At 66.7% G+C, this 17,002-nt stretch carries 21 protein-coding genes; 9 read left to right on the top strand and 12 right to left on the bottom strand.

What is annotated here, in order from left to right; translation table 11 throughout:
* Positions 1-4 precede the first annotated feature (4 nt).
* Positions 5-568, bottom strand: a complete 564-nt coding sequence (locus AAFN89_RS04800) for an ankyrin repeat domain-containing protein (RefSeq protein ID WP_347536477.1) — start codon at positions 566-568, stop codon at positions 5-7.
* A gap of 149 nt (positions 569-717) precedes the next feature.
* Between AAFN89_RS04800 and AAFN89_RS04795 the strand changes: the two genes are divergently transcribed.
* From AAFN89_RS04795 to AAFN89_RS04775, 5 genes are all read left to right on the top strand, one after another.
* A complete protein-coding gene (locus tag AAFN89_RS04795; RefSeq protein ID WP_347536475.1) occupies positions 718-1,392 on the top strand; it encodes a peroxiredoxin in 675 nt (224 codons plus the stop codon).
* A gap of 11 nt (positions 1,393-1,403) precedes the next feature.
* Positions 1,404-1,637 (top strand): hypothetical protein, encoded by a 234-nt coding sequence (locus AAFN89_RS04790; protein WP_347536473.1) that lies wholly within the window; start codon positions 1,404-1,406, stop codon positions 1,635-1,637.
* 153 nt (positions 1,638-1,790) lie between these two features.
* Positions 1,791-2,360 (top strand): hypothetical protein, encoded by a 570-nt coding sequence (locus tag AAFN89_RS04785; protein WP_347536471.1) that lies wholly within the window; start codon positions 1,791-1,793, stop codon positions 2,358-2,360.
* A 116-nt stretch (positions 2,361-2,476) separates the two neighbouring features.
* Positions 2,477-3,079: a TetR/AcrR family transcriptional regulator gene (locus tag AAFN89_RS04780; protein ID WP_347536469.1), complete on the top strand. Its 603-nt coding sequence runs from the start codon at positions 2,477-2,479 to the stop codon at positions 3,077-3,079.
* Between the two features lie 69 nt (positions 3,080-3,148).
* Positions 3,149-4,180 (top strand): NADP-dependent oxidoreductase, encoded by a 1,032-nt coding sequence (locus tag AAFN89_RS04775; RefSeq protein ID WP_347536467.1) that lies wholly within the window; start codon positions 3,149-3,151, stop codon positions 4,178-4,180.
* Between the two features lie 71 nt (positions 4,181-4,251).
* On the opposite strand, the gene AAFN89_RS04770 is transcribed toward AAFN89_RS04775, so the two are convergent.
* The 6 genes from AAFN89_RS04770 to glpK all read right to left on the bottom strand — a co-directional run bounded on the left by AAFN89_RS04770 (position 4,252) and on the right by glpK (position 10,906).
* Positions 4,252-5,340, bottom strand: a complete 1,089-nt coding sequence (locus AAFN89_RS04770) for a sn-glycerol-3-phosphate import ATP-binding protein UgpC (RefSeq protein WP_347536466.1) — start codon at positions 5,338-5,340, stop codon at positions 4,252-4,254.
* A gap of 7 nt (positions 5,341-5,347) precedes the next feature.
* Positions 5,348-6,193 (bottom strand): sn-glycerol-3-phosphate ABC transporter permease UgpE, encoded by an 846-nt coding sequence (gene ugpE, locus AAFN89_RS04765; RefSeq protein WP_347536464.1) that lies wholly within the window; start codon positions 6,191-6,193, stop codon positions 5,348-5,350.
* 1 nt (position 6,194) lies between these two features.
* On the bottom strand, positions 6,195-7,082 hold the full coding sequence (ugpA, locus tag AAFN89_RS04760; protein ID WP_347536463.1) for a sn-glycerol-3-phosphate ABC transporter permease UgpA: 888 nt from the start codon (positions 7,080-7,082) through the stop codon (positions 6,195-6,197).
* Positions 7,083-7,155: 73 nt separating this feature from the next.
* On the bottom strand, positions 7,156-8,469 hold the full coding sequence (gene ugpB / locus AAFN89_RS04755; RefSeq protein WP_347536462.1) for a sn-glycerol-3-phosphate ABC transporter substrate-binding protein UgpB: 1,314 nt from the start codon (positions 8,467-8,469) through the stop codon (positions 7,156-7,158).
* A 135-nt stretch (positions 8,470-8,604) separates the two neighbouring features.
* Entirely contained in the window at positions 8,605-9,156 is a 552-nt protein-coding gene (locus tag AAFN89_RS04750; protein ID WP_347536461.1) for an N-acetylmuramoyl-L-alanine amidase, read from the bottom strand.
* Positions 9,157-9,415: 259 nt separating this feature from the next.
* Positions 9,416-10,906: a glycerol kinase GlpK gene (glpK, locus tag AAFN89_RS04745; RefSeq protein ID WP_347536460.1), complete on the bottom strand. Its 1,491-nt coding sequence runs from the start codon at positions 10,904-10,906 to the stop codon at positions 9,416-9,418.
* Between the two features lie 115 nt (positions 10,907-11,021).
* Between glpK and AAFN89_RS04740 the strand changes: the two genes are divergently transcribed.
* On the top strand, positions 11,022-11,759 hold the full coding sequence (locus AAFN89_RS04740) for a SprT family zinc-dependent metalloprotease (protein ID WP_347536458.1): 738 nt from the start codon (positions 11,022-11,024) through the stop codon (positions 11,757-11,759).
* Positions 11,760-11,769: 10 nt separating this feature from the next.
* On the opposite strand, the gene AAFN89_RS04735 is transcribed toward AAFN89_RS04740, so the two are convergent.
* Positions 11,770-12,069, bottom strand: a complete 300-nt coding sequence (locus AAFN89_RS04735; protein ID WP_347536457.1) for a YciI family protein — start codon at positions 12,067-12,069, stop codon at positions 11,770-11,772.
* Between the two features lie 109 nt (positions 12,070-12,178).
* Here AAFN89_RS04735 and AAFN89_RS04730 point away from each other — a divergent pair, with 109 nt between their 5' ends.
* Positions 12,179-12,940 (top strand): SDR family NAD(P)-dependent oxidoreductase, encoded by a 762-nt coding sequence (locus AAFN89_RS04730; protein WP_347536455.1) that lies wholly within the window; start codon positions 12,179-12,181, stop codon positions 12,938-12,940.
* A 45-nt stretch (positions 12,941-12,985) separates the two neighbouring features.
* On the opposite strand, the gene AAFN89_RS04725 is transcribed toward AAFN89_RS04730, so the two are convergent.
* Positions 12,986-13,579 carry a GNAT family N-acetyltransferase gene (locus AAFN89_RS04725; protein WP_347536453.1) on the bottom strand — a complete coding sequence of 198 codons (594 nt, stop codon included), beginning with the start codon at positions 13,577-13,579 and terminating at the stop codon, positions 12,986-12,988.
* Positions 13,580-13,673: 94 nt separating this feature from the next.
* Here AAFN89_RS04725 and AAFN89_RS04720 point away from each other — a divergent pair, with 94 nt between their 5' ends.
* On the top strand, positions 13,674-14,399 hold the full coding sequence (locus AAFN89_RS04720; RefSeq protein WP_347536450.1) for a superoxide dismutase: 726 nt from the start codon (positions 13,674-13,676) through the stop codon (positions 14,397-14,399).
* 7 nt (positions 14,400-14,406) lie between these two features.
* Here AAFN89_RS04720 and AAFN89_RS04715 read toward each other — a convergent pair whose 3' ends face one another.
* Complete coding sequence (locus tag AAFN89_RS04715; protein ID WP_347536448.1) at positions 14,407-14,697, bottom strand: 4a-hydroxytetrahydrobiopterin dehydratase; 291 nt, start codon at positions 14,695-14,697, stop codon at positions 14,407-14,409.
* A 61-nt stretch (positions 14,698-14,758) separates the two neighbouring features.
* Between AAFN89_RS04715 and AAFN89_RS04710 the strand changes: the two genes are divergently transcribed.
* Positions 14,759-15,160, top strand: coding sequence for a metallopeptidase family protein (locus tag AAFN89_RS04710; RefSeq protein ID WP_347536446.1), 402 nt, complete (start codon positions 14,759-14,761; stop codon positions 15,158-15,160).
* A gap of 104 nt (positions 15,161-15,264) precedes the next feature.
* Here AAFN89_RS04710 and grpE read toward each other — a convergent pair whose 3' ends face one another.
* Entirely contained in the window at positions 15,265-15,855 is a 591-nt protein-coding gene (gene grpE, locus AAFN89_RS04705; protein WP_347536444.1) for a nucleotide exchange factor GrpE, read from the bottom strand.
* A complete protein-coding gene (gene hrcA / locus AAFN89_RS04700) occupies positions 15,852-16,916 on the bottom strand; it encodes a heat-inducible transcriptional repressor HrcA (RefSeq protein ID WP_347537031.1) in 1,065 nt (354 codons plus the stop codon). The genes grpE and hrcA overlap by 4 nt, the downstream gene beginning before the upstream one ends.
* Between the last annotated feature and the right edge of the window lie 86 nt (positions 16,917-17,002).

Here is a 17,002-nt window from a genome sequence, read left to right as displayed (position 1 = left end):
ACGATCAGCTCGCTCCGGCCCCGCGCAGGATTTCAGCCACCTCGCGGGACCGGGAGCCCTCCGCCCACATCAGCGCGCTGCGGCCGGTGTAATCCAGCCGGTCGACATCCGCACCCGCTTCGATCAGTAGCCGCACGGCCTCGGCGTGGCCACCGCGCGCCGCCGCCATCAGCGGGGTCATGCCCTGGCGGTCCTCTTGATCGACCGACGCCCCGGATTCGATCAGGAAGGATACGATGTCGGCCGCGCCTTCCGCCGCCGCCCGGAAGAGCGGCGTGCCGCCCAGCCTGTCGGCCTGATCGACGAAGGCGCCGGCCTGCACCAGCGCCCGGACCATGCCCGGATTGCCATTGGTGACGGCGAGGATCAGCGGCGTCCGCCCTTCTCCGTCCACGACGTTGGGGCTGGCGTTGCGGATGAGGGCGGCGCGCAACGCGTCCAGATCGTCCTGCTTCACCGCCTCCATCAGCGCATTGCGCTGGATGAGGTCGATCTGCGCCGCCGCCGGGCCGGTTGAAGCCGCAATCGCCGCCGCCATGAACAGGACCAGGGTCAGGAATCGCCGCACGGGAGCTCGCCCTCTCTCATAGCTTGGTTCGGGCCGCCGGGGAGCGCCCGCGGATGATAGCGGGTCGCTTCCTTTCCCGCCAGAGCGCTGGCGGCGCCCGGGGTCGTTGGGGTAGAACCGGACGAGCCCCTAACGATGGAGGATCGCCGATGGACACCACCATCGCCCCCACGCCGACTGCCCCGGCTCCCGCCGCCCTGCCGCGCCTGGGCGCGCCGGCCCCGGTCTTCGAGGCGGAGACGACCCATGGCCGCCTGTCGCTGGAGGATTTCCGCGGACGTTGGCTCGTGTTCTTCTCCCACCCCGCCGATTTCACGCCAGTCTGCACGACGGAGTTCGTGGAATTCGCGCGCATCGCCCCGGCGCTTCGGGAACGGGGGGTGGAGCTTCTGGGGCTGTCGATCGACAGCATCTATAGCCACATCGCCTGGACCCAGACGATCAAGGAGAAGTTCGGGGTCGAGATCCCCTTCCCGATCGTCGCCGACAGCGACCGTAAGGTGGCCGAACTCTACGGCATGATGATGCCCGACCAGTCGGGGACGGAGACCAGCCGCGCCGTCTTCTTCATCGATCCGGCGGGCATCGTCCGCGCCATGATCTATTATCCGCTGACCACGGGGCGGAGCATGGAGGAGGTGCTGCGTGTCGTCGATGCGTTGCTGGTGACGGACAAGCACAAGGTCGCCACGCCGGCCAACTGGAAGCCGGGCGACAAGGTGATCGTCCCCGCCCCGAGGACGGTGGAGGACGCCGCCGCCCGCAAGGATGCCGGCTACGACTATGTCGACTGGTGGTTCTGCCGGACCGAGATCAAGGACTGACGGCCGCCATTATGGCCTGCATCAATCCCGACGGGACGCTGAGCGTGGTGGCCAGGGCCGTTCTGGGGCTGCTGGGCGAACGGCCCCATGAGCCCGAGGCGCTGGCCGAAGCGGCGGGGCTGCCGCTCTACCGCGTCCGTGCCACGATCAGGGAAACCGGCAAGGCGGGGCTGATCGAAGCCGACGGCGAGGCATGGCGGCTGACGGCGCTGGGGGCCGAAGCGCTGGAGCTGGACGCTGATTGATCCGTATACGCAACGATATTGGCCAGAAATCCTATTCTTAACAGCATGTTAAAAGAGTTTTCTGCCAGATCGCTTTGCGATTAACTGTTCATTTTCCATTATGTGTTCTGTATAAGGGCACAACGTCCGATCCGATGGGGGAGAAACCGGTTCATGACGCTGCGCCTCGGCCTTGCCGCCCTCGCCTTCAGCCTCGCGCTGGCGGCCTGCGAATCCACCGAACAGACAGCCGAGCTGCCGTCGCCCCCCCCGCCGCCGCCTGAATTCGGCATCTTTCCGGAACTGGTCGATTATTCACCCAACTATCCGCCGGGAACCTGCGTGAGCCGGTCGGAGATGATGGCCGACCAGCTCGCCAAGCTGAGGACGGAAATGATGGTGACGGGCCTGACCTGCCCCGTCTCCTACCGCGATCCCGCCCTCTTCAGCCGCTACGCCAGCTTCACCGTCGCTCATCAGGAGAGGCTGCGGGAAGGACAGAACACCATCGGCTCCCTGCTGGCCCGCCATCTTGGCGGCAATCGGGCGCGCCGATTCGACACCTACCTGACCGAGATGGCCAACAGCGAGAGCATGGTCGCCTCCCGCATCTCCACCGGCGGCTACTGCCAGGCCCGGCGGGAGCAGTTCGACACGGTGCTGGGATACAGCGCCGCCGAACTGACCGCCTATCTCGAAGAGGCCGTGGATCGTCACCGGGATGATTACGAGGTGTGCGAGTAGAGGTTAGCCCCTCACCCTCCCGCCCCTCCGGGGAGAGAGGGGGTTCGGCCAGCTCAGCGGACGAGTATGCGGCGCCCCACTAGACGACCGGTCTAATCGGCTCTAAGATGCTCGCCATGAACGCCACCGCAGCCCTCACCGATGTCCGCCGGCACATCCTCGAAGTGGCCCAGCCGCTGCTGCTGAGCAAGGGTTTCACGGCGGTCGGCCTGGCGGAGGTCCTGGCGGCGGCGCAGGTGCCGAAGGGCTCGTTCTATCACTACTTCGAATCCAAGGAATCCTTTGGCGAAGCGGTGCTTGAAGACTATTTCACCGACAATCTGGCGAGAATGGACGCTCTGCTGGCGCAGCCGGGAACGGCGGCGCAGCGGCTGATCGGCTATTTCCATGATTGGCTCGAATCGCAGACCGGAGACGAGGCGCAGAGCCGCTGCTTCGTCGTCAAGCTGGGCGCTGAGGTTTGCGATCTGTCCGAGAGTATGCGCACGGCGCTGGAGCGCGGCACCAAGCGCGTGATCGACCGCCTGGCGCGTTGCATCGAAGCGGGCCGGAGTGACGGCTCTCTATCAACGGTGCAGGATGCCCGCGCGGTGGCCGCGGCGCTCTATCAGCGCTGGCTCGGCGCCAGCCTGCTGGCCAAGATCGCCCGCGACCGCGCGCCGCTGGACGCGGCCATGGCCGACACGCGGCAAATGCTGGGTCTGCCTCCAGACGCCTGAGCGGAAGGCATATCCAATCCCGCTTCTAGACGACCGGTCTATTTCTTCAACATACCACAGGAGAGAACCTTGCCGCAAAGTGACGCCCCCAACCGCAGGATCGTCCTCGCCGCCCGCCCGCAAGGCGCGCCGACGCCGCAGGATTTCCGTATCGAGGAAACTCCCGTTCCGACTCCGGGCGATGGACAGGTGCTGCTGCGCACGCTTTACCTCTCGCTCGACCCCTATATGCGCAATTTGATGGACGAAGTGGGTCCCGGCTACGCGCCGTCGGTGCCGGTGGGCGAGCCCATGGTGGGCGGTACGATCAACTGCGTCGTCGCCTCCAGCCATCCGCGATTCCGGGCCGGCGAGTTGGTGCTCGGCAACGCCGGCTGGCAGGACTACGCGCTGTCGGACGGTCAGGATCTGCTCCCGCTTGGCGATATGGAGCGTCCGTCGCTGGCACTGGGCGGGCTCGGCATGCCGGCATTCACCGCCCATGTCGGCCTGCTGGATATCGGCCAGCCGAAGCCGGGGGAGACGGTGGTCGTCGCCGCGGCCACCGGCGCGGTCGGTTCGGTGGTCGGCCAGATCGCGAAGCTGAAGGGCGCGCGGGTGATCGGCATAGCTGGCGGCGTCGACAAGTGCCGCTATGCGGTCGAGGAGCTTGCCTTCGACGCCTGCATCGACCGCCGCGAGCCCCAGTTGGCGGAACGTCTGGCCGCCGCGTGCCCGGACGGCATCGATGTCTATTTCGAGAATGTCGGCGGCGCGGTCTTCGACGCGGTGCTGCCGCTGCTCAACATTGGCGCGCGCGTGCCGGTATGCGGGTTCATCGCGCACTACAATGATGACGCGCCACCGTCCGGTCCGGACCGGCTGCCCCGGCTGATGGCCACGGTGCTGCAGAAGCGCATCCGCATGCAGGGCTTCATCATCCTCGACCATTACGGCGACCGCTTCGACGCCTTCCGCCGGGAAATGGGCGAATGGGTGGAGTCTGGCCGGGTGAAGCTGCGTGAGGATATGGTCGACGGGCTGGAGAACGCGCCGGCAGCCTTCATGGGCCTGCTCGAAGGACGCAATTTCGGCAAGCTCGTGGTACGCGTCGCCGACTGACCCTCACCCCACTGGAAAGCCCTCTCCCCGCCGGGGAGAGGGTTGGGTGAGGGGCGGTTCGGCGCGGGAGTCTACGGCAACGCGCGGCCTGTCGTGGGATCGAACAGATGAAGCTCCCCCTCCGCGATCGCCAGGTCCAGCCGGTCCCCGACCTTCACCTGGGCGGAGCCCGGAAGGCGCGCCAGGATCGGCTCGACGAATCCCGGGGCCGCACCATGGACGACCGTATCGGCCCCAAGCGCCTCCACCAGATCGACCTGGACGACGAAGGTGTGGCCCTGGTCGTTCTCCCCCGCCGGGCGCAGATGTTCCGGCCGCACGCCAATCGTGACCGGCCGGCCCGCAGCGCCCTGCCGGACCCGGTCGGTCTGCACGACCTGGCCGCCGGGAAGCTCCACGGCCGCGCCATCGGCCGTCACCCTGCCCGGCAGAAAGTTCATCGCGGGGGAGCCGATGAAGCCGGCCACGAACATCGAGGCTGGCTTGTGGTAGATCTCCAGCGGCGTTCCCACCTGCTCCGCCGCGCCGCCATTCATCACCATCAGCCGGTCGCCCAGCGTCATCGCCTCCACCTGGTCATGGGTGACGTAGAGGCTGGTGATGCCCAGCCGGCCCTGGAGCTTCCGGATCTCCACCCGCATCTGGGTGCGCAGCTTGGCGTCCAGGTTGGACAGCGGCTCGTCGAACAGGAAGACCTTCGGCTCCCGCACGATGGCGCGGCCCATGGCTACGCGCTGGCGCTGCCCGCCGGAAAGCTGGCGCGGCTTGCGGTCGAGGAAATCGGCGAGGCCGAGAAGGCCCGCGCTTTCCTTCACCCGGCGTTCGATCTCCGCCTTCGCCACGCCCTTGATTTTCAGCCCGTAGGCCATGTTGTCGAAGACCGACATGTGGGGGTAGAGCGCATAGTTCTGGAACACCATGGCGATGTCCCGGTCCTTGGGCTCCAGATTGTTGACCACGCGGCCGCCGATCGCGATCTCCCCCTTGGAGATAACCTCCAGCCCCGCGACCATGCGCAGGAGCGTGGACTTGCCGCAGCCCGAGGGCCCCAGCATGACGAGGAATTCCCCGTCGGCGACCTTGCAATCGATGCCCTTGATGACCTCCTCCTTCGCCCCCGGATAGGTCTTGCGCACCGAACGGATTTCTATATCGGCCATTTCGCTTCTATTTCTCGCTGTCGACGAGGCCCTTGACGAACCAGCGCTGCATCAGGACGACGATGATGACCGGCGGGATCATCGCTAGCATCGTGGTCGCCATGATGACATTCCATTCCGCCTGGGCGTCGCCGGCGTTGATCAGCCGCTGGATGCCGACGACGATGGTTTCCAGGTCGTCGGTGATGAGCAGCGGCCAGAGATACTGGTTCCAGCCATAGATGAAGAGGATGACGAAGAGGGCCGCGATGTTGGTCGCGCTGAGCGGCACTACCATGTCCTTGAAAAACCGCATCGGCCCCGCCCCGTCCATCCGCGCCGCCTCGGCCAGCTCGTCCGGGATCGTCAGGAAGAACTGGCGGAAGAGGAAGGTCGCGGTGGCCGAGGCGATCAGCGGCACGGTCAGGCCGGCATAGCTGTCCAGCAGCCCCAGATCGGCCACCACCGCATAGGTCGGCAGGATGCGCACCTCCACCGGCAGCATCAGGGTGATGAAGATCATCCAGAAGAAGAACATCCGGAACGGGAAGCGGAAATAGACGATCGCGAACGCCGACAGGATGGAGATGGCGATCTTGCCGGTGGCGATGACCAGCGCCATCACCAGGCTGTTCCACATCATGTACCAGGCGGGCGTGGAGCCCGAGACGGTATGGAGCTGCCCCGTCAGCGCCCGCCAGTAATTCTCAACCATCGATCCGCCGGGGACGAGCGGCATCGGCGCCTGCATGATCGCCGACAGCTCATGGGTCGAGGCGACGAAGGTGACGTAGATCGGGAAAGCGACCAGCGCGATCCCCAGCCAGATGACGAGGTGGCTGAGGAAGGTCAGGAGGGGGCGGCGTTCGACCATCTCAGTAATGCACCCGGCGTTCGATATATTTGAACTGGACGATGGTGAGCGCGATCACGATCGCCATCAGGATCACCGACTGCGCCGCCGACCCGCCCAGATCGAGACCGATGAAGCCGTCGCTGTAGACCTTGTAGACCAGGATGTTGGTCGCGCCGGGCGATCCGGGGCCGCCGCTGGTCACGGCATGGATGATGCCGAACGTCTCGAAGAAGGCGTAGACCACGTTGACGACCATGAGGAAGAAGGTCGTCGGCGACAGGAGCGGGAAGACGATGGTCCAGAACCGCTTGACCGGCCCCGCCCCGTCGATCGCCGCGGCCTCCACCAGGCTGCGCGGGATCGACTGGAGGCCCGCCAGGAAGAAGATGAAATTGTAGCTGACCTGCTTCCACGCCGCGGCGATCACCACCAGCGTCATCGCCTGGCCGCCGTTCAGGCTGTGGTTCCAGTTATAGCCGAGAGTCGCCAGCATGTAGGAGACGATGCCGACCGAAGGGGCGAACATGAACAGCCAGAGCACGCCGGCCACCGCCGGGGCGACGGCATAGGGCCAGATCAGCAGGGTCTTGTAGGCCGTGGCGCCGCGGATCGCCCGGTTGGCGGCGACCGCGAACAAGAGCGCGACCGACATGCTGAGAAGGGTGACGGCGGTGCTGAAGACGACCGTCACCTGCAGCGAGGCGTAATAGTGCGGGTCGGTAAACAGCCGTTCGAAATTGGCCAGCCCGACGAAGGCGGTGCGCAGGCCGAATGGGTCCTGGCGCAGGGTCGACTGCCACAATGCCTGGCTTGCCGGCCAGATGAAGAAGACGAGCGTGATCAGGATCTGCGGCGTCACCAGCAGATAGGGCAGCACCCGGTTGTTGAAGGTCACGCGCTTGTGCATGGACATCCGCCTGAACGGCCGGAAAGGAGAACGGGGACCGCGACTATCACGGTCCCCGCTGCCGGATCAGGGATTAGCTGTGGGCTTCCTCGAACTGGCGCAGCAACTCGTTGCCGCGTTCGACGATGGCGTCGAGCGCCGCCTGCGGCTCCTTGTCGCCGGCCCAGACCGCCTCCAGCTCCTCATTGATGATCTCGCGGATCTGGACGTAGTTGCCGAAGCGGAGGCCCTTGGAATTCTCCGTCGGCGGGTTGAGGGTCAACTGCCGGATGGAGGTATCGAAGCCCGGCCGCTCCTCATAGAGCCCGCGCTCCTGGGCCAGTTCGTAGGCCGCCGTGGTGATCGGCAGATAGCCGGTCCGGGCGTGGGAATCGGCCTGGACCTCCGGCGATGACAGATAGTTGAAGAACTCCGCCACGCCGGCATAGTCCTCCTCGTCCCGGCCCTGGAGCACCCAGAGGGTGCCGCCGCCGATGATGGAATTCTGGGGCGCGCCCTCGACGTCCGGCCAATAGGGCAGCATGCCGATGCCGAAGTCGAAGCCGGCGTTAGCCGCGATGCCGGCATAAGCTGCCGACGAACTAAACGACAGGCCACATTCACCGGAGAAGAACAAGCCCTCCGCGCTGCCCTGGCGACCGCCATATTTGAACAGCCCCTCGTCCATCCAATCCTTCAGCGCGCTGATATGCATCACTTGGAGGTCGGAATTGAGCAGCAGTTCCGTCCCCAGACCGCCGAAGCCGTTCCCCAGCGTGCCGATCGGCACATTATGCCAGGCGGAGAGATTCTCAAGCTGGACCCACTCCTGCCAGGCAGTGGTGAAACCGCAGGAGGTAGCTCCGCTCTCGACCAGGGCGGCCGCCGCCTCCGCGAATTCCGGCCAGGTTTCCGGCGGGCTCTCGGGGTCCAGCCCCGCCGCCTCGAACGCGTCCTTGTTGTAGTACATGACCGGCGTCGAGCTGTTGAAGGGCAGCGACAGCATCTCGCCCTCCGACGTCGTGTAGTAGCCCGCGACGGCCGGCAGGTAGGCGCTCGGGTCGAACGGCGTGCCGGTATCCTGCATAAGCTGGTAGACCGGATAGACCGCGCCTTCGGCCGCCATCATGGTCGCGGTGCCGACCTCGAACACCTGGACGATGTGCGGCTGTTCGCCCGACCGGAAGGCGGCGATCGCGGCGGTCATCGTCTCCGGGTAGGAGCCCTTGTAGGTCGGGACGACGACATATTCGTCCTGGCTCTCGTTGAAGCCCTGGGCCAGATCGTCGACCCATTCGCCCAGCGCACCGCCCATGGCGTGCCACCACTGGATCTCCGTTTGCGCGGAAGCGGGGCCGGCGGCCAGAAGCGCGATCGCCGATGCAGCGAGCGTGAAGCGGATAGTCATCTCGGAAACCTCCCGTTGAATGTCCGTTGAACGCCGGCATTTGTTACGCCGCCGGTTGCGGTCCGATGTAACGAAGATGAAGTTTTTGTGACAACCCGGATGTTGCCTTTCGAACATTCGCTTGACCAGACCTAATCATCGACACGCTGTACCTTTCACATCCGAAACGAAATCGGCGTGTCGGAACAACGCCTTGAACCGGTCCATCGGGAAGGCCGGGCCGGGGTCGATCTTGCGGCCGGGCGCGATGTCGTCATGGCCGACGACATCCTCCAGCGTCGGGTAGCGGCGGCGAAGGATGGTCAGAACCCGCTCCAGCGCGTCGAGCTGGGCCGGCGGATAGGCCTGCCACGGGCGGCGCGGCCCGCCATGCCTGTGCGCCGCGCGTACGATCCCGGCCGCCGGGACCAGCCGGCCATAGGCGTCGGCGAACCCGTCATCCTCCCGCGCCGTCAGTGGTCCCAGATTGACCAGCTCGATCCCGATCGAATGGCGGTTCAGCCCGGAAAGACCGGCCCAGCGCGACTGCCCGGCATGATGGGCGACGCGGTCGAACGGGACGAGCTGCCACAGCGCGCCGTCCCGCCCGATCACCAGATGCGCCGACGGCTTCCCCGGCCCGTCCGGATTCGTCAGCCACGCAACGGCTCCTTCCGCCGAAGCGCCGGCGGTGTAGTGGACAACCACGAACCGCGGCCCAACTAGCGCCCCCGACCGATTCGGCGACGGCCGATATCGCGCTTCCGGCAACAGATGATCCGACATTACTTTCTGCCTCCGTCGTTATCGGAGGGACGATAGCAGAGCCGTTATAAGAAATAAATCCTATACCTGGATGCTTCGGGTTCCTATGGATTCCCGATCAGGTCGGGGATGACCAACAAAAACAACGTCATTCCGGCCCCCGAGCCGGAATCCATGGGATGCCGCCCTTCCGCACCGTCGCCTACTGCCCTCGCGTCAACCTCACCGCCTTCTGCCAGCCTTCGAACAGCCGCTCCCGGAGGGCCGGGTCCATGCGTGGTTCGAACAGGCGGTCGCGCTTCCAGGCGGCGGAGACGGCGCCCAGATCGGGGTAGACGCCTTCATGGAGACCGGCCAGGAAGGCCGCGCCCAAGGCCGTCGTCTCCGTCACCCGGGGCCGTTCGACCGGGATGTCCAGCATGTCGGCCAGGAACTGGCAGACCCAGTCATTGACCACCATCCCGCCATCGACGCGCAGCGCCGCCGGCCGGCCGCCGCTGTCGGCGATCATCGCGTCCATCAGGTCGCGGGTCTGGTAGGCCACGCTTTCCAGCGCCGCCCGGGCGATATGGGCCGGCCCGGCGTCGAAGGTGAGGCCCAGGATCGCGGCGCGGGCGTCGGAGTCCCAATGCGGCGCGCCCAGGCCGGTGAAGGCCGGGACCATGTAGACGCCGTGGCTGTCCGGCACCTCCACCGCCATGCTGGCGGTGCGGGCCGCGCTGTCGATGATCCCCAGCCGGTCGCGCAGCCATTTGACCGCCGCGCCGGCGACGAAGATCGACCCCTCGATCGCGTAGGTCGGCTTCCCCGCCAGCCGGATCGCGACCGTCGTCAGCATCCGGTGTTTCGACAGGATGGGTTTGTCGCCGATATTCATCAGCGCGAAGCAGCCCGTGCCGTAGGTCGACTTGACCATGCCCGGCTCCAGGCAGGCCTGGCCGAACATCGCGGCCTGCTGGTCGCCGGCCATGCCGGTGATGGGGATCTCCGCCCCCAGATGCTCCCGCCCGGCGACGCCGAAGGCGGCGGAACTGTCCATCACCTCCGGCAGCAGGGCGCGCGGAATGTCAAACAGGCGCAGCAACTCGTCGTCCCAATCCTGGGCGGTGATGTCGAACAGCAGCGTGCATGAGGCGTTGGTGGCGTCGGTCGCGTGGACCCGGCCGCCGGTCAGCCGGTAGAGAAGGAAGGTGTCGACCGTGCCGAACGCCAGCTCGCCCTTTTCCGCCCGTCGCCGCAGGGCCCGATCGCTGTCGAGGATCCAGGCCAGCTTCGTGGCGCAGAAATAGGGGCTGATCAGCAGGCCCGTCTTCTCCTGCACCATCGGCTGATGGCCCGCCTCCACCAGTTCGCGGCAGCGGGCGGCGGTCCGCTGGTCCTGCCAGACAATGGCGTTGTAGACCGGCTTCCCCGTCGCCCGGTCCCACAGAATAGTTGTCTCCCGCTGGTTGGTGATGCCGATGGCGGCGATCGCGGCGGCGTCCAGCTCCGCCCGGTCCAGCGCCTGCCGGCAGACGGCGAGCGTATCGGCCCAGATATCCTCCGGATCGTGCTCCACCCAGCCATCGGCGGGATAATGCTGGGGCAGTTCCTTCTGGCCGGTGGCGACCGGCAGGCCGGCATGATCGAAGATGATCGCCCTGGTGGAGGTGGTTCCCTGATCGATAGCGAGGACGTGGGACTTTCCGGCCAAGGGCGTATCTCCTGCTGAAGGGCGATTGTCGAGGAGACTAGAGACGGCCTCCGCGCCCGGTCAACCGCGCTGGACATCGCGCCGGGCGGCCTGTATCCGGGTCGGGACCATGCGCATGCCCCTTCGTCTCCGGCCCCGACGTTCCGCGCCGAAACGGCGGGTGGAAACGCGCGCGCTCTCGGTCGAGGGGCTGGAAGCTCCGCTGGAACTGCGGATTAACCCGAGGGCGACGCGGCTCAGCCTCAAGATCGATCCCGCCCATGGCGGGGCGAGGGTCGTCGTCCCGCCAGGCGTCGCCGAAAAACATGTCCGCGACTTCGTCCTGCGCCATATGGGCTGGCTGGCCCCGCGCCTCACCGCCATCCCCGTTCGCCGGCCGTTCGAGGATGGCGCGGCCGTTCCGTTCAGGGGGCAGCCCCACCTCATCCGGCACGAACCGGGGCGGCGGATCGCCGTCCGGCCGGAGGATGGCGCGCTCTGCGTCGGTGGAGAGGCGGCCCATTTGCCCCGGCGGGTGACGGATTTCCTGAAGCGGGAGGCGAAAAGGGAACTGACCGCCCGCTCCCACGCCATGGCGGCGCGGCTGCCCGTCACCATCCGCGCGGTGACGGTGCGCGACACCCGGTCTCGCTGGGGAAGCTGCTCAGCCGATGGCAGGCTCAGCTATTGCTGGCGCCTGATCATGGCGCCGGACTGGGTGATCGACTATGTCGTCGCCCATGAGGTCGCCCACCGGATCGAGATGAATCACGGCCCCCGCTTTTGGGCGCTGGTGGAAAGCCTTGATCCCAACGTCGCCGCCGCCCGCGCATGGCTGAAGGAAGAAGGCGGCCGGCTGCACCTTTACGGCTGACCGGCGGGCCTTACGTCATGTCCCGCAGCGGCGCGATGCGGAAGGGCATGATGTCGATCTTCCGCCAGACATCGCCGGTCACGTAGGGGTCGTTCCTCAGCCAGTCGTCCAGGGCGGCGCGGTCCGGGAAGTCGACGATCACCGCCGACCCAACCATCTTTCCGTCATCGTCGAGGATCGCCCCGCCCTCGACCATCCGGCCTTCCGCGGCCAGCTTCCGCGCGCCGGCGAGATGCGCCTCCCGCACCTTGAGCCGGCGGTCCAGAGCGTCGGGATCCTCGCCATCTCGGGCGATCACCAGGAACTGCATGACTTGCTTCTCCCTTCGTCACGGAACATGCCGGGCGCGGTCGCCAGCCCGAAGGGTGCGTGCTATCACCCCGGGACATCAACCAATCTACAGGGGAGCACGAGCGGGCATGGACGTCAAAGGGCTGGCCGCCATCGTCACGGGCGGCGGATCGGGCATGGGGGCGGCGGTCGCCCGCGCTCTCGCCGGCGCGGGCGCGAAAATCGCGCTGATCGACCGCAATGCGGAGGCGGCGGAGGCCGTCGCGACAGAGATCGGCGGCCTCGCCCTCGCCGGCGACGTCTCCGATGAGGCGAGCATAAGGGAGGCGCTGGCGGCGGCGCGGGAGGCTCATGGCGTCGCCCGTATCGCGGTGAATTGCGCCGGGATCGCCGATGCCGGACGCGTGGTGGGACGGGAGGGGCCGCATCCGCTCGACCTGTTCCGCCGGGTGATCGACGTCAACCTGATCGGCAGCTTCAATGTCGGACGGCTGGCCGCCGCCGCGATGGCGGAGGTTGAACCGCTGCCGACCGGAGAGCGTGGGCTGATCGTCAACACCGCTTCGGTCGCCGCCTATGAGGGACAGATCGGCCAGGCAGCCTACAGCGCGTCGAAGGGCGGCATCGTCGCCATGACCCTGCCGATGGCCCGCGAACTGGCCCGATTCGGCATCCGCGTGATGACGGTGGCCCCCGGCCTCATCGGCACGCCGATGCTGCTGTCCATGTCCGACGAGGTCCAGGAGAGCCTGGTCGCCACCACTCTCTTCCCCAAGCGGCTGGGCCAGCCCGAGGAATATGCGCGGCTGGTGCTGCACATCGCGGAGAACGAACTGCTGAATGGGGAGACGATCCGTCTGGACGGCGCGGTGCGGCTGGCGCCGAAATAGCAGCCGGCGGGGACCGCATCTGGTCCTTCGCCGTCGCTGAAGCGGTCAGGGCCTATGGATTCCGGCTCGGGGGCCGGAATGACCAACAGGAGTAAGTTGACCCAGCCGGTAGAGGACGTGCCGGCGCAGCCGGTGGCCTTCCGGCAGGGCGGGGTGATCGAAATCGTCCGTCTCGTCGCGGCTCATGCCCAGCCTTTCCATGACCCGACGGGAGCGGAGGTTGCCGGCGGCCGTGAAGGAGACGATCTCCTCCAGGCCCAGCGTCCCGAAGCCGAAGGAGAGCGCGGCCTGCGCCGCCTCCGTCGCGTAGCCCCGGCCCCAGCAATGGCGCGCCAGCCGCCAGCCGACTTCCACGCAGGGCGTGAAGGGCAGCGTGCGCCGTGGCACGGACAGTCCGACAAAGCCGGCGAACGGAACCGCCCCCGGCGCTTCCACCGCCCACAGCCCAAAACCGCGTTCGGCGAAATGCGCCTGGATGCCGGCGGCCAGCGTGTCGCTCTCCACCCTGTCGAGCGTCGCCGGGAAGTGCTCCATCACTTCCGGATCGGCATTGAGGGCGGCGAACGGCTCCAGATCTTCCGCCCGCCAGGCGCGGAGGCGGAGGCGCTTCGTCTCCAGTTCGGGCGTCGTGATCGTCATGTCTTGCCGTTTCCATATGTCCGACCGGGGAACCCGAAGGCGTCCGCGCCTTTTAACGCGGTCGGAGGCAAAGCTGAACATGGGAGAGGTAGCTATGATCCGGACAGACACGCTCGCCGCCATTTCCCTTCCGCTGAACCGCAGGCGCTTCCTTGGCGGCCTGGCCGCCGCCGCGGCCGTTTCGGCGATAAGGTTCCCCACGCCGGCGCTGGCGCAGAACGCCGGGGCGATCGCCCAGCCGCCGCTGCCCTATGACGAGGCGGCGCTGGAGCCCGTGATCTCCGGTCGCACCGTCGGCCTTCATTACGGCAAGCACCATGCCGGCTACTATGAGACGCTGAACGGCCTGATTGAGGGCACCGAGATGGCCGACATGTCCCTGGAGGAGATCATCCAGGCGACGGCGGACGATCAGGAAAGCCGTAAGATCTTCAACAATGCCGGCCAGGCCTGGAACCACGAGATCTATTGGGAGCAGATGACGCCGGAAGGGCCGACGGAGCCTGGAGGGGCGCTGGCCGAGCGGATCGGCGCCGCTTTCGGCGGCATGGATGCGTTCAAGGAGGAATTCACCACAGCCGCCGGCGACATCTTCGGCAGCGGCTGGCAATGGCTGATCCAGGATGGCGACGGCGTCGCGCTGATGAGCACGCCGGGCGGCGATAATCCGCTGGCGCACGGCCAGACGGCGCTATTGGGCATCGATGTGTGGGAGCACGCCTACTATCTGGACTATGAGAACCGGCGCAAGGAGCATGTCGCCGCCGTTCTGGACAACATCGTCGATTGGGAGATCGTCGCCGGCCGCATGACCGGCTGACGCCCTCTCAGTCCGCGACCTTGTTCATGAAGGCGGCCAGCGCGATGTCCTTCTCCGTCAGCCCATCGGCATCGTGGGTCGTCAGCACCACGTCGACGCGGTTGTAGACATTGTGCCATTCCGGGTGGTGATCCATCTTCTCCGCCATCAGGGCGACGCGGGTCATGAAGCCCCATGCCTCGGAGAAATTCTTGAAGGTGAAGCGTCGGTGGATGGCGTCCCGCCCCTCGATCGGCGACCAGCCCTTCAGGTCGGCCAGCGCTCGGGTGCGGGCGGCGGGATCAAGCTTCTGGGCCATGGCGGCGTCCTCCTGCTAGATAGGGGCGACGAACGTGAAAAGCCGACGGACCCGCCCCATCATGCAACGCCCGATCACGCCGCCGACCCTGGAAGATATGATCGACATGGCGGACGTCGCGCTGGAATCGATCCCGCCGGAACTGGCGGGCATGGTGAAGGGCGTCGCCATCCGGGTCGAGGATTTTCCCAACGAGGAAACCTGCCGGGATATGGAGCTGGAGAGCCCGTTCGACCTTCTGGGCCTCTATGTCGGCACGCCGTTCGGGGAGCAGAGCGTCTCCGCCAGCCGCACCCACAACGACCTGATCTTCCTCTATCGCCGGCCGATCCTGGACTATTGGTGCGACACGGGCGAAGACCTCGCCCATGTCGTGACCCACGTCCTGATCCACGAGATCGGCCACCATTTCGGCTTCTCCGACGACGATATGGAGGCTTTGGAGGCGCAGGTCACGGAGTGAGGGTTCTTGCGTTTCCCACCTCCTCATGGTGAGCCTGTCAAACCATGTGGGCACACACCTTTCGACAGGCTCAAGGTGAGGGGAGGCTGTACCGAACCCTCCCCTCAGGCCGTCGTGTCGACCTTCGGAGGTTCGCCCTTGGCGACGCCGACCATGGCAGGGCGCAGCAGGCGGCCGTTGAGGACGTAGCCCGCCGCCATCACCTGGACGATCGTGCCCGGCGGACGGCCGGTATTCTCCACCTCGAACATCGCCTGGTGGAAGTTGGGGTCGAACTTCTCCTCCAACGGGTCGATCCGAGTGACGCCATGCTTCCCGAACGCGTCCAGAAGCTCGCGCTCCGTCGCCTCGACGCCCTCCACAAGGGCCGTCATCGCCGGGTTGCCCTGCTTCGCATCGTCGGGGACGGCCTCCATCGCGCGGCGCAGATTGTCGGCGACGTTCAGGATGTCGCGCGCGAACTTCGTTACCGCGTATTTGGCGGTATCCTCCTTCTCCCGCTCCGCGCGGCGGCGGGTGTTTTCCGCATCCGCGAGCGCGCGCAGCATCTGGTCCTTCAGCTTGGCGTTCTCCTCGCGCAGGACCTCCACGGGATCGAGCGCCATCGCCTCCTCGGCCGCGCCCTCCTCCGGCGGCAGGACCTCCTCGGTCTCGACCGCGTCGGCTTCGGTCTTGTGGGTGCTGGTATCGGTCATGCTGCTCTGTGCTCGTCTTTCTTGTTCCATAGAAGACGGCCGACCATCTTGGCGGTGTAGTCGACCATCGGGATGATGCGGGCGTAGTTGAGGCGCGTCGGGCCGATGACCCCGATCGCGCCGACGATCTGCTCCCGCCCGTCCTTGTAGGGCGCGATGATGACGGAGCAGCCGGCATGGCTGAACAGGCTGTTCTCCGCCCCGATGAATATCTGCACGCCCTCCGCCGTGTTGGCGGCGTCGAGCAGGCGGAGCATCGCCTCCTTCGTCTCCAGCGCGTCGAAAAGACTCCGGATGCGCTCCAGATCCTCGACCGCCGTGACATCGGAGAGAAGCCGCGACTGGCCCTTGACGATCAGCGTACCGCCGGAGCGCTGGTCCCCGGCATAGGTGGCGAGGCCAGCCTCAACCACCTTCGCCGCCAGCTCGTCGAGCTGGTTCTTCTGCCGCTCCATCTCGCTGGAGACCTCGGCCCGCGCCTCGCCCACCGTTCGCCCGATGACACGGGCGTTGAGATAATTCGATGCGGCGACCAGGGTCGAGGCCGGCAGGCCGGGCGGCACCTCGACAACCCGGTTCTCGACCAGCCCGTCCTCCGTCACCATGACCACCAGCGCGCGGCCGGGCGCCAGATTGACGAACTCCATATGCTTCAGCGGCCGGTCGGTCTTCGGCGCCAGCACCAGCCCGGCGCAACTCGACAGGCCGGAGAGGACGGTCGTCGCCTCGTCCAGCACCTGCGGCAGGGTGCGGTCGACGGCGGCGCACTGAGCCTCGATATTGTTCCGGTCGGTCTCGCCCAGGTCCCCGATCTCCAGCAGCCCGTGGACGAACAGGCGGAGGCCGAGATCGGTCGGCAGCCGTCCGGCGGAGGTGTGCGGCGCGTAAAGCAGCCCGGCTTCCTCAAGATCGGCCATCACGTTGCGGATGGTCGCCGGCGACAGATCCATGCCCAGCCGCCGCGAAATCGTGCGCGAGCCGATGGGTTCGCCGGTTTCGCAATAGGCGTCGACGATATGGCGGAAGATCTCGCGCGACCGTTCGTTCAGTTCGGCGATCATCTCCCCGGGGGGGTGGTGCAGTCCGGTCAATGGTCCCATGGCTTGGCGCCTCGCTATGTGGGGCCGAAATCGGCGGCGTCAACGGC

It is taken from the genome of Inquilinus sp. CAU 1745 (genome assembly GCF_039839375.1).
Classification (GTDB): domain Bacteria; phylum Pseudomonadota; class Alphaproteobacteria; order DSM-16000; family Inquilinaceae; genus JBDOQU01.
This window is presented reverse-complemented; position numbering and strand designations above follow the sequence as displayed.

Excerpts from the sequence above, each read along its gene's own strand:
- ugpA (WP_347536463.1), bottom strand. The coding sequence starts at position 7,082 with ATGCACAAGCGCGTGACCTTCAACAACCGGGTGCTGCCCTATCTGCTG.
- AAFN89_RS04740 (WP_347536458.1), top strand. The coding sequence starts at position 11,022 with ATGCCCCTTCGTCTCCGGCCCCGACGTTCCGCGCCGAAACGGCGGGTG.
- hrcA (WP_347537031.1), bottom strand. The coding sequence starts at position 16,916 with ATGATCGCCGAACTGAACGAACGGTCGCGCGAGATCTTCCGCCATATC.
- AAFN89_RS04720 (WP_347536450.1), top strand. The coding sequence starts at position 13,674 with ATGATCCGGACAGACACGCTCGCCGCCATTTCCCTTCCGCTGAACCGC.
- AAFN89_RS04785 (WP_347536471.1), top strand. The coding sequence starts at position 1,791 with ATGACGCTGCGCCTCGGCCTTGCCGCCCTCGCCTTCAGCCTCGCGCTG.
- ugpE (WP_347536464.1), bottom strand. The coding sequence starts at position 6,193 with ATGGTCGAACGCCGCCCCCTCCTGACCTTCCTCAGCCACCTCGTCATC.
- AAFN89_RS04735 (WP_347536457.1), bottom strand. The coding sequence starts at position 12,069 with ATGCAGTTCCTGGTGATCGCCCGAGATGGCGAGGATCCCGACGCTCTG.
- AAFN89_RS04780 (WP_347536469.1), top strand. The coding sequence starts at position 2,477 with ATGAACGCCACCGCAGCCCTCACCGATGTCCGCCGGCACATCCTCGAA.
- AAFN89_RS04790 (WP_347536473.1), top strand. The coding sequence starts at position 1,404 with ATGGCCTGCATCAATCCCGACGGGACGCTGAGCGTGGTGGCCAGGGCC.
- AAFN89_RS04725 (WP_347536453.1), bottom strand. The coding sequence starts at position 13,579 with ATGACGATCACGACGCCCGAACTGGAGACGAAGCGCCTCCGCCTCCGC.
- AAFN89_RS04710 (WP_347536446.1), top strand. The coding sequence starts at position 14,759 with ATGCAACGCCCGATCACGCCGCCGACCCTGGAAGATATGATCGACATG.
- AAFN89_RS04795 (WP_347536475.1), top strand. The coding sequence starts at position 718 with ATGGACACCACCATCGCCCCCACGCCGACTGCCCCGGCTCCCGCCGCC.
- AAFN89_RS04730 (WP_347536455.1), top strand. The coding sequence starts at position 12,179 with ATGGACGTCAAAGGGCTGGCCGCCATCGTCACGGGCGGCGGATCGGGC.
- AAFN89_RS04770 (WP_347536466.1), bottom strand. The coding sequence starts at position 5,340 with ATGGCCGATATAGAAATCCGTTCGGTGCGCAAGACCTATCCGGGGGCG.
- ugpB (WP_347536462.1), bottom strand. The coding sequence starts at position 8,469 with ATGACTATCCGCTTCACGCTCGCTGCATCGGCGATCGCGCTTCTGGCC.
- AAFN89_RS04715 (WP_347536448.1), bottom strand. The coding sequence starts at position 14,697 with ATGGCCCAGAAGCTTGATCCCGCCGCCCGCACCCGAGCGCTGGCCGAC.
- grpE (WP_347536444.1), bottom strand. The coding sequence starts at position 15,855 with ATGACCGATACCAGCACCCACAAGACCGAAGCCGACGCGGTCGAGACC.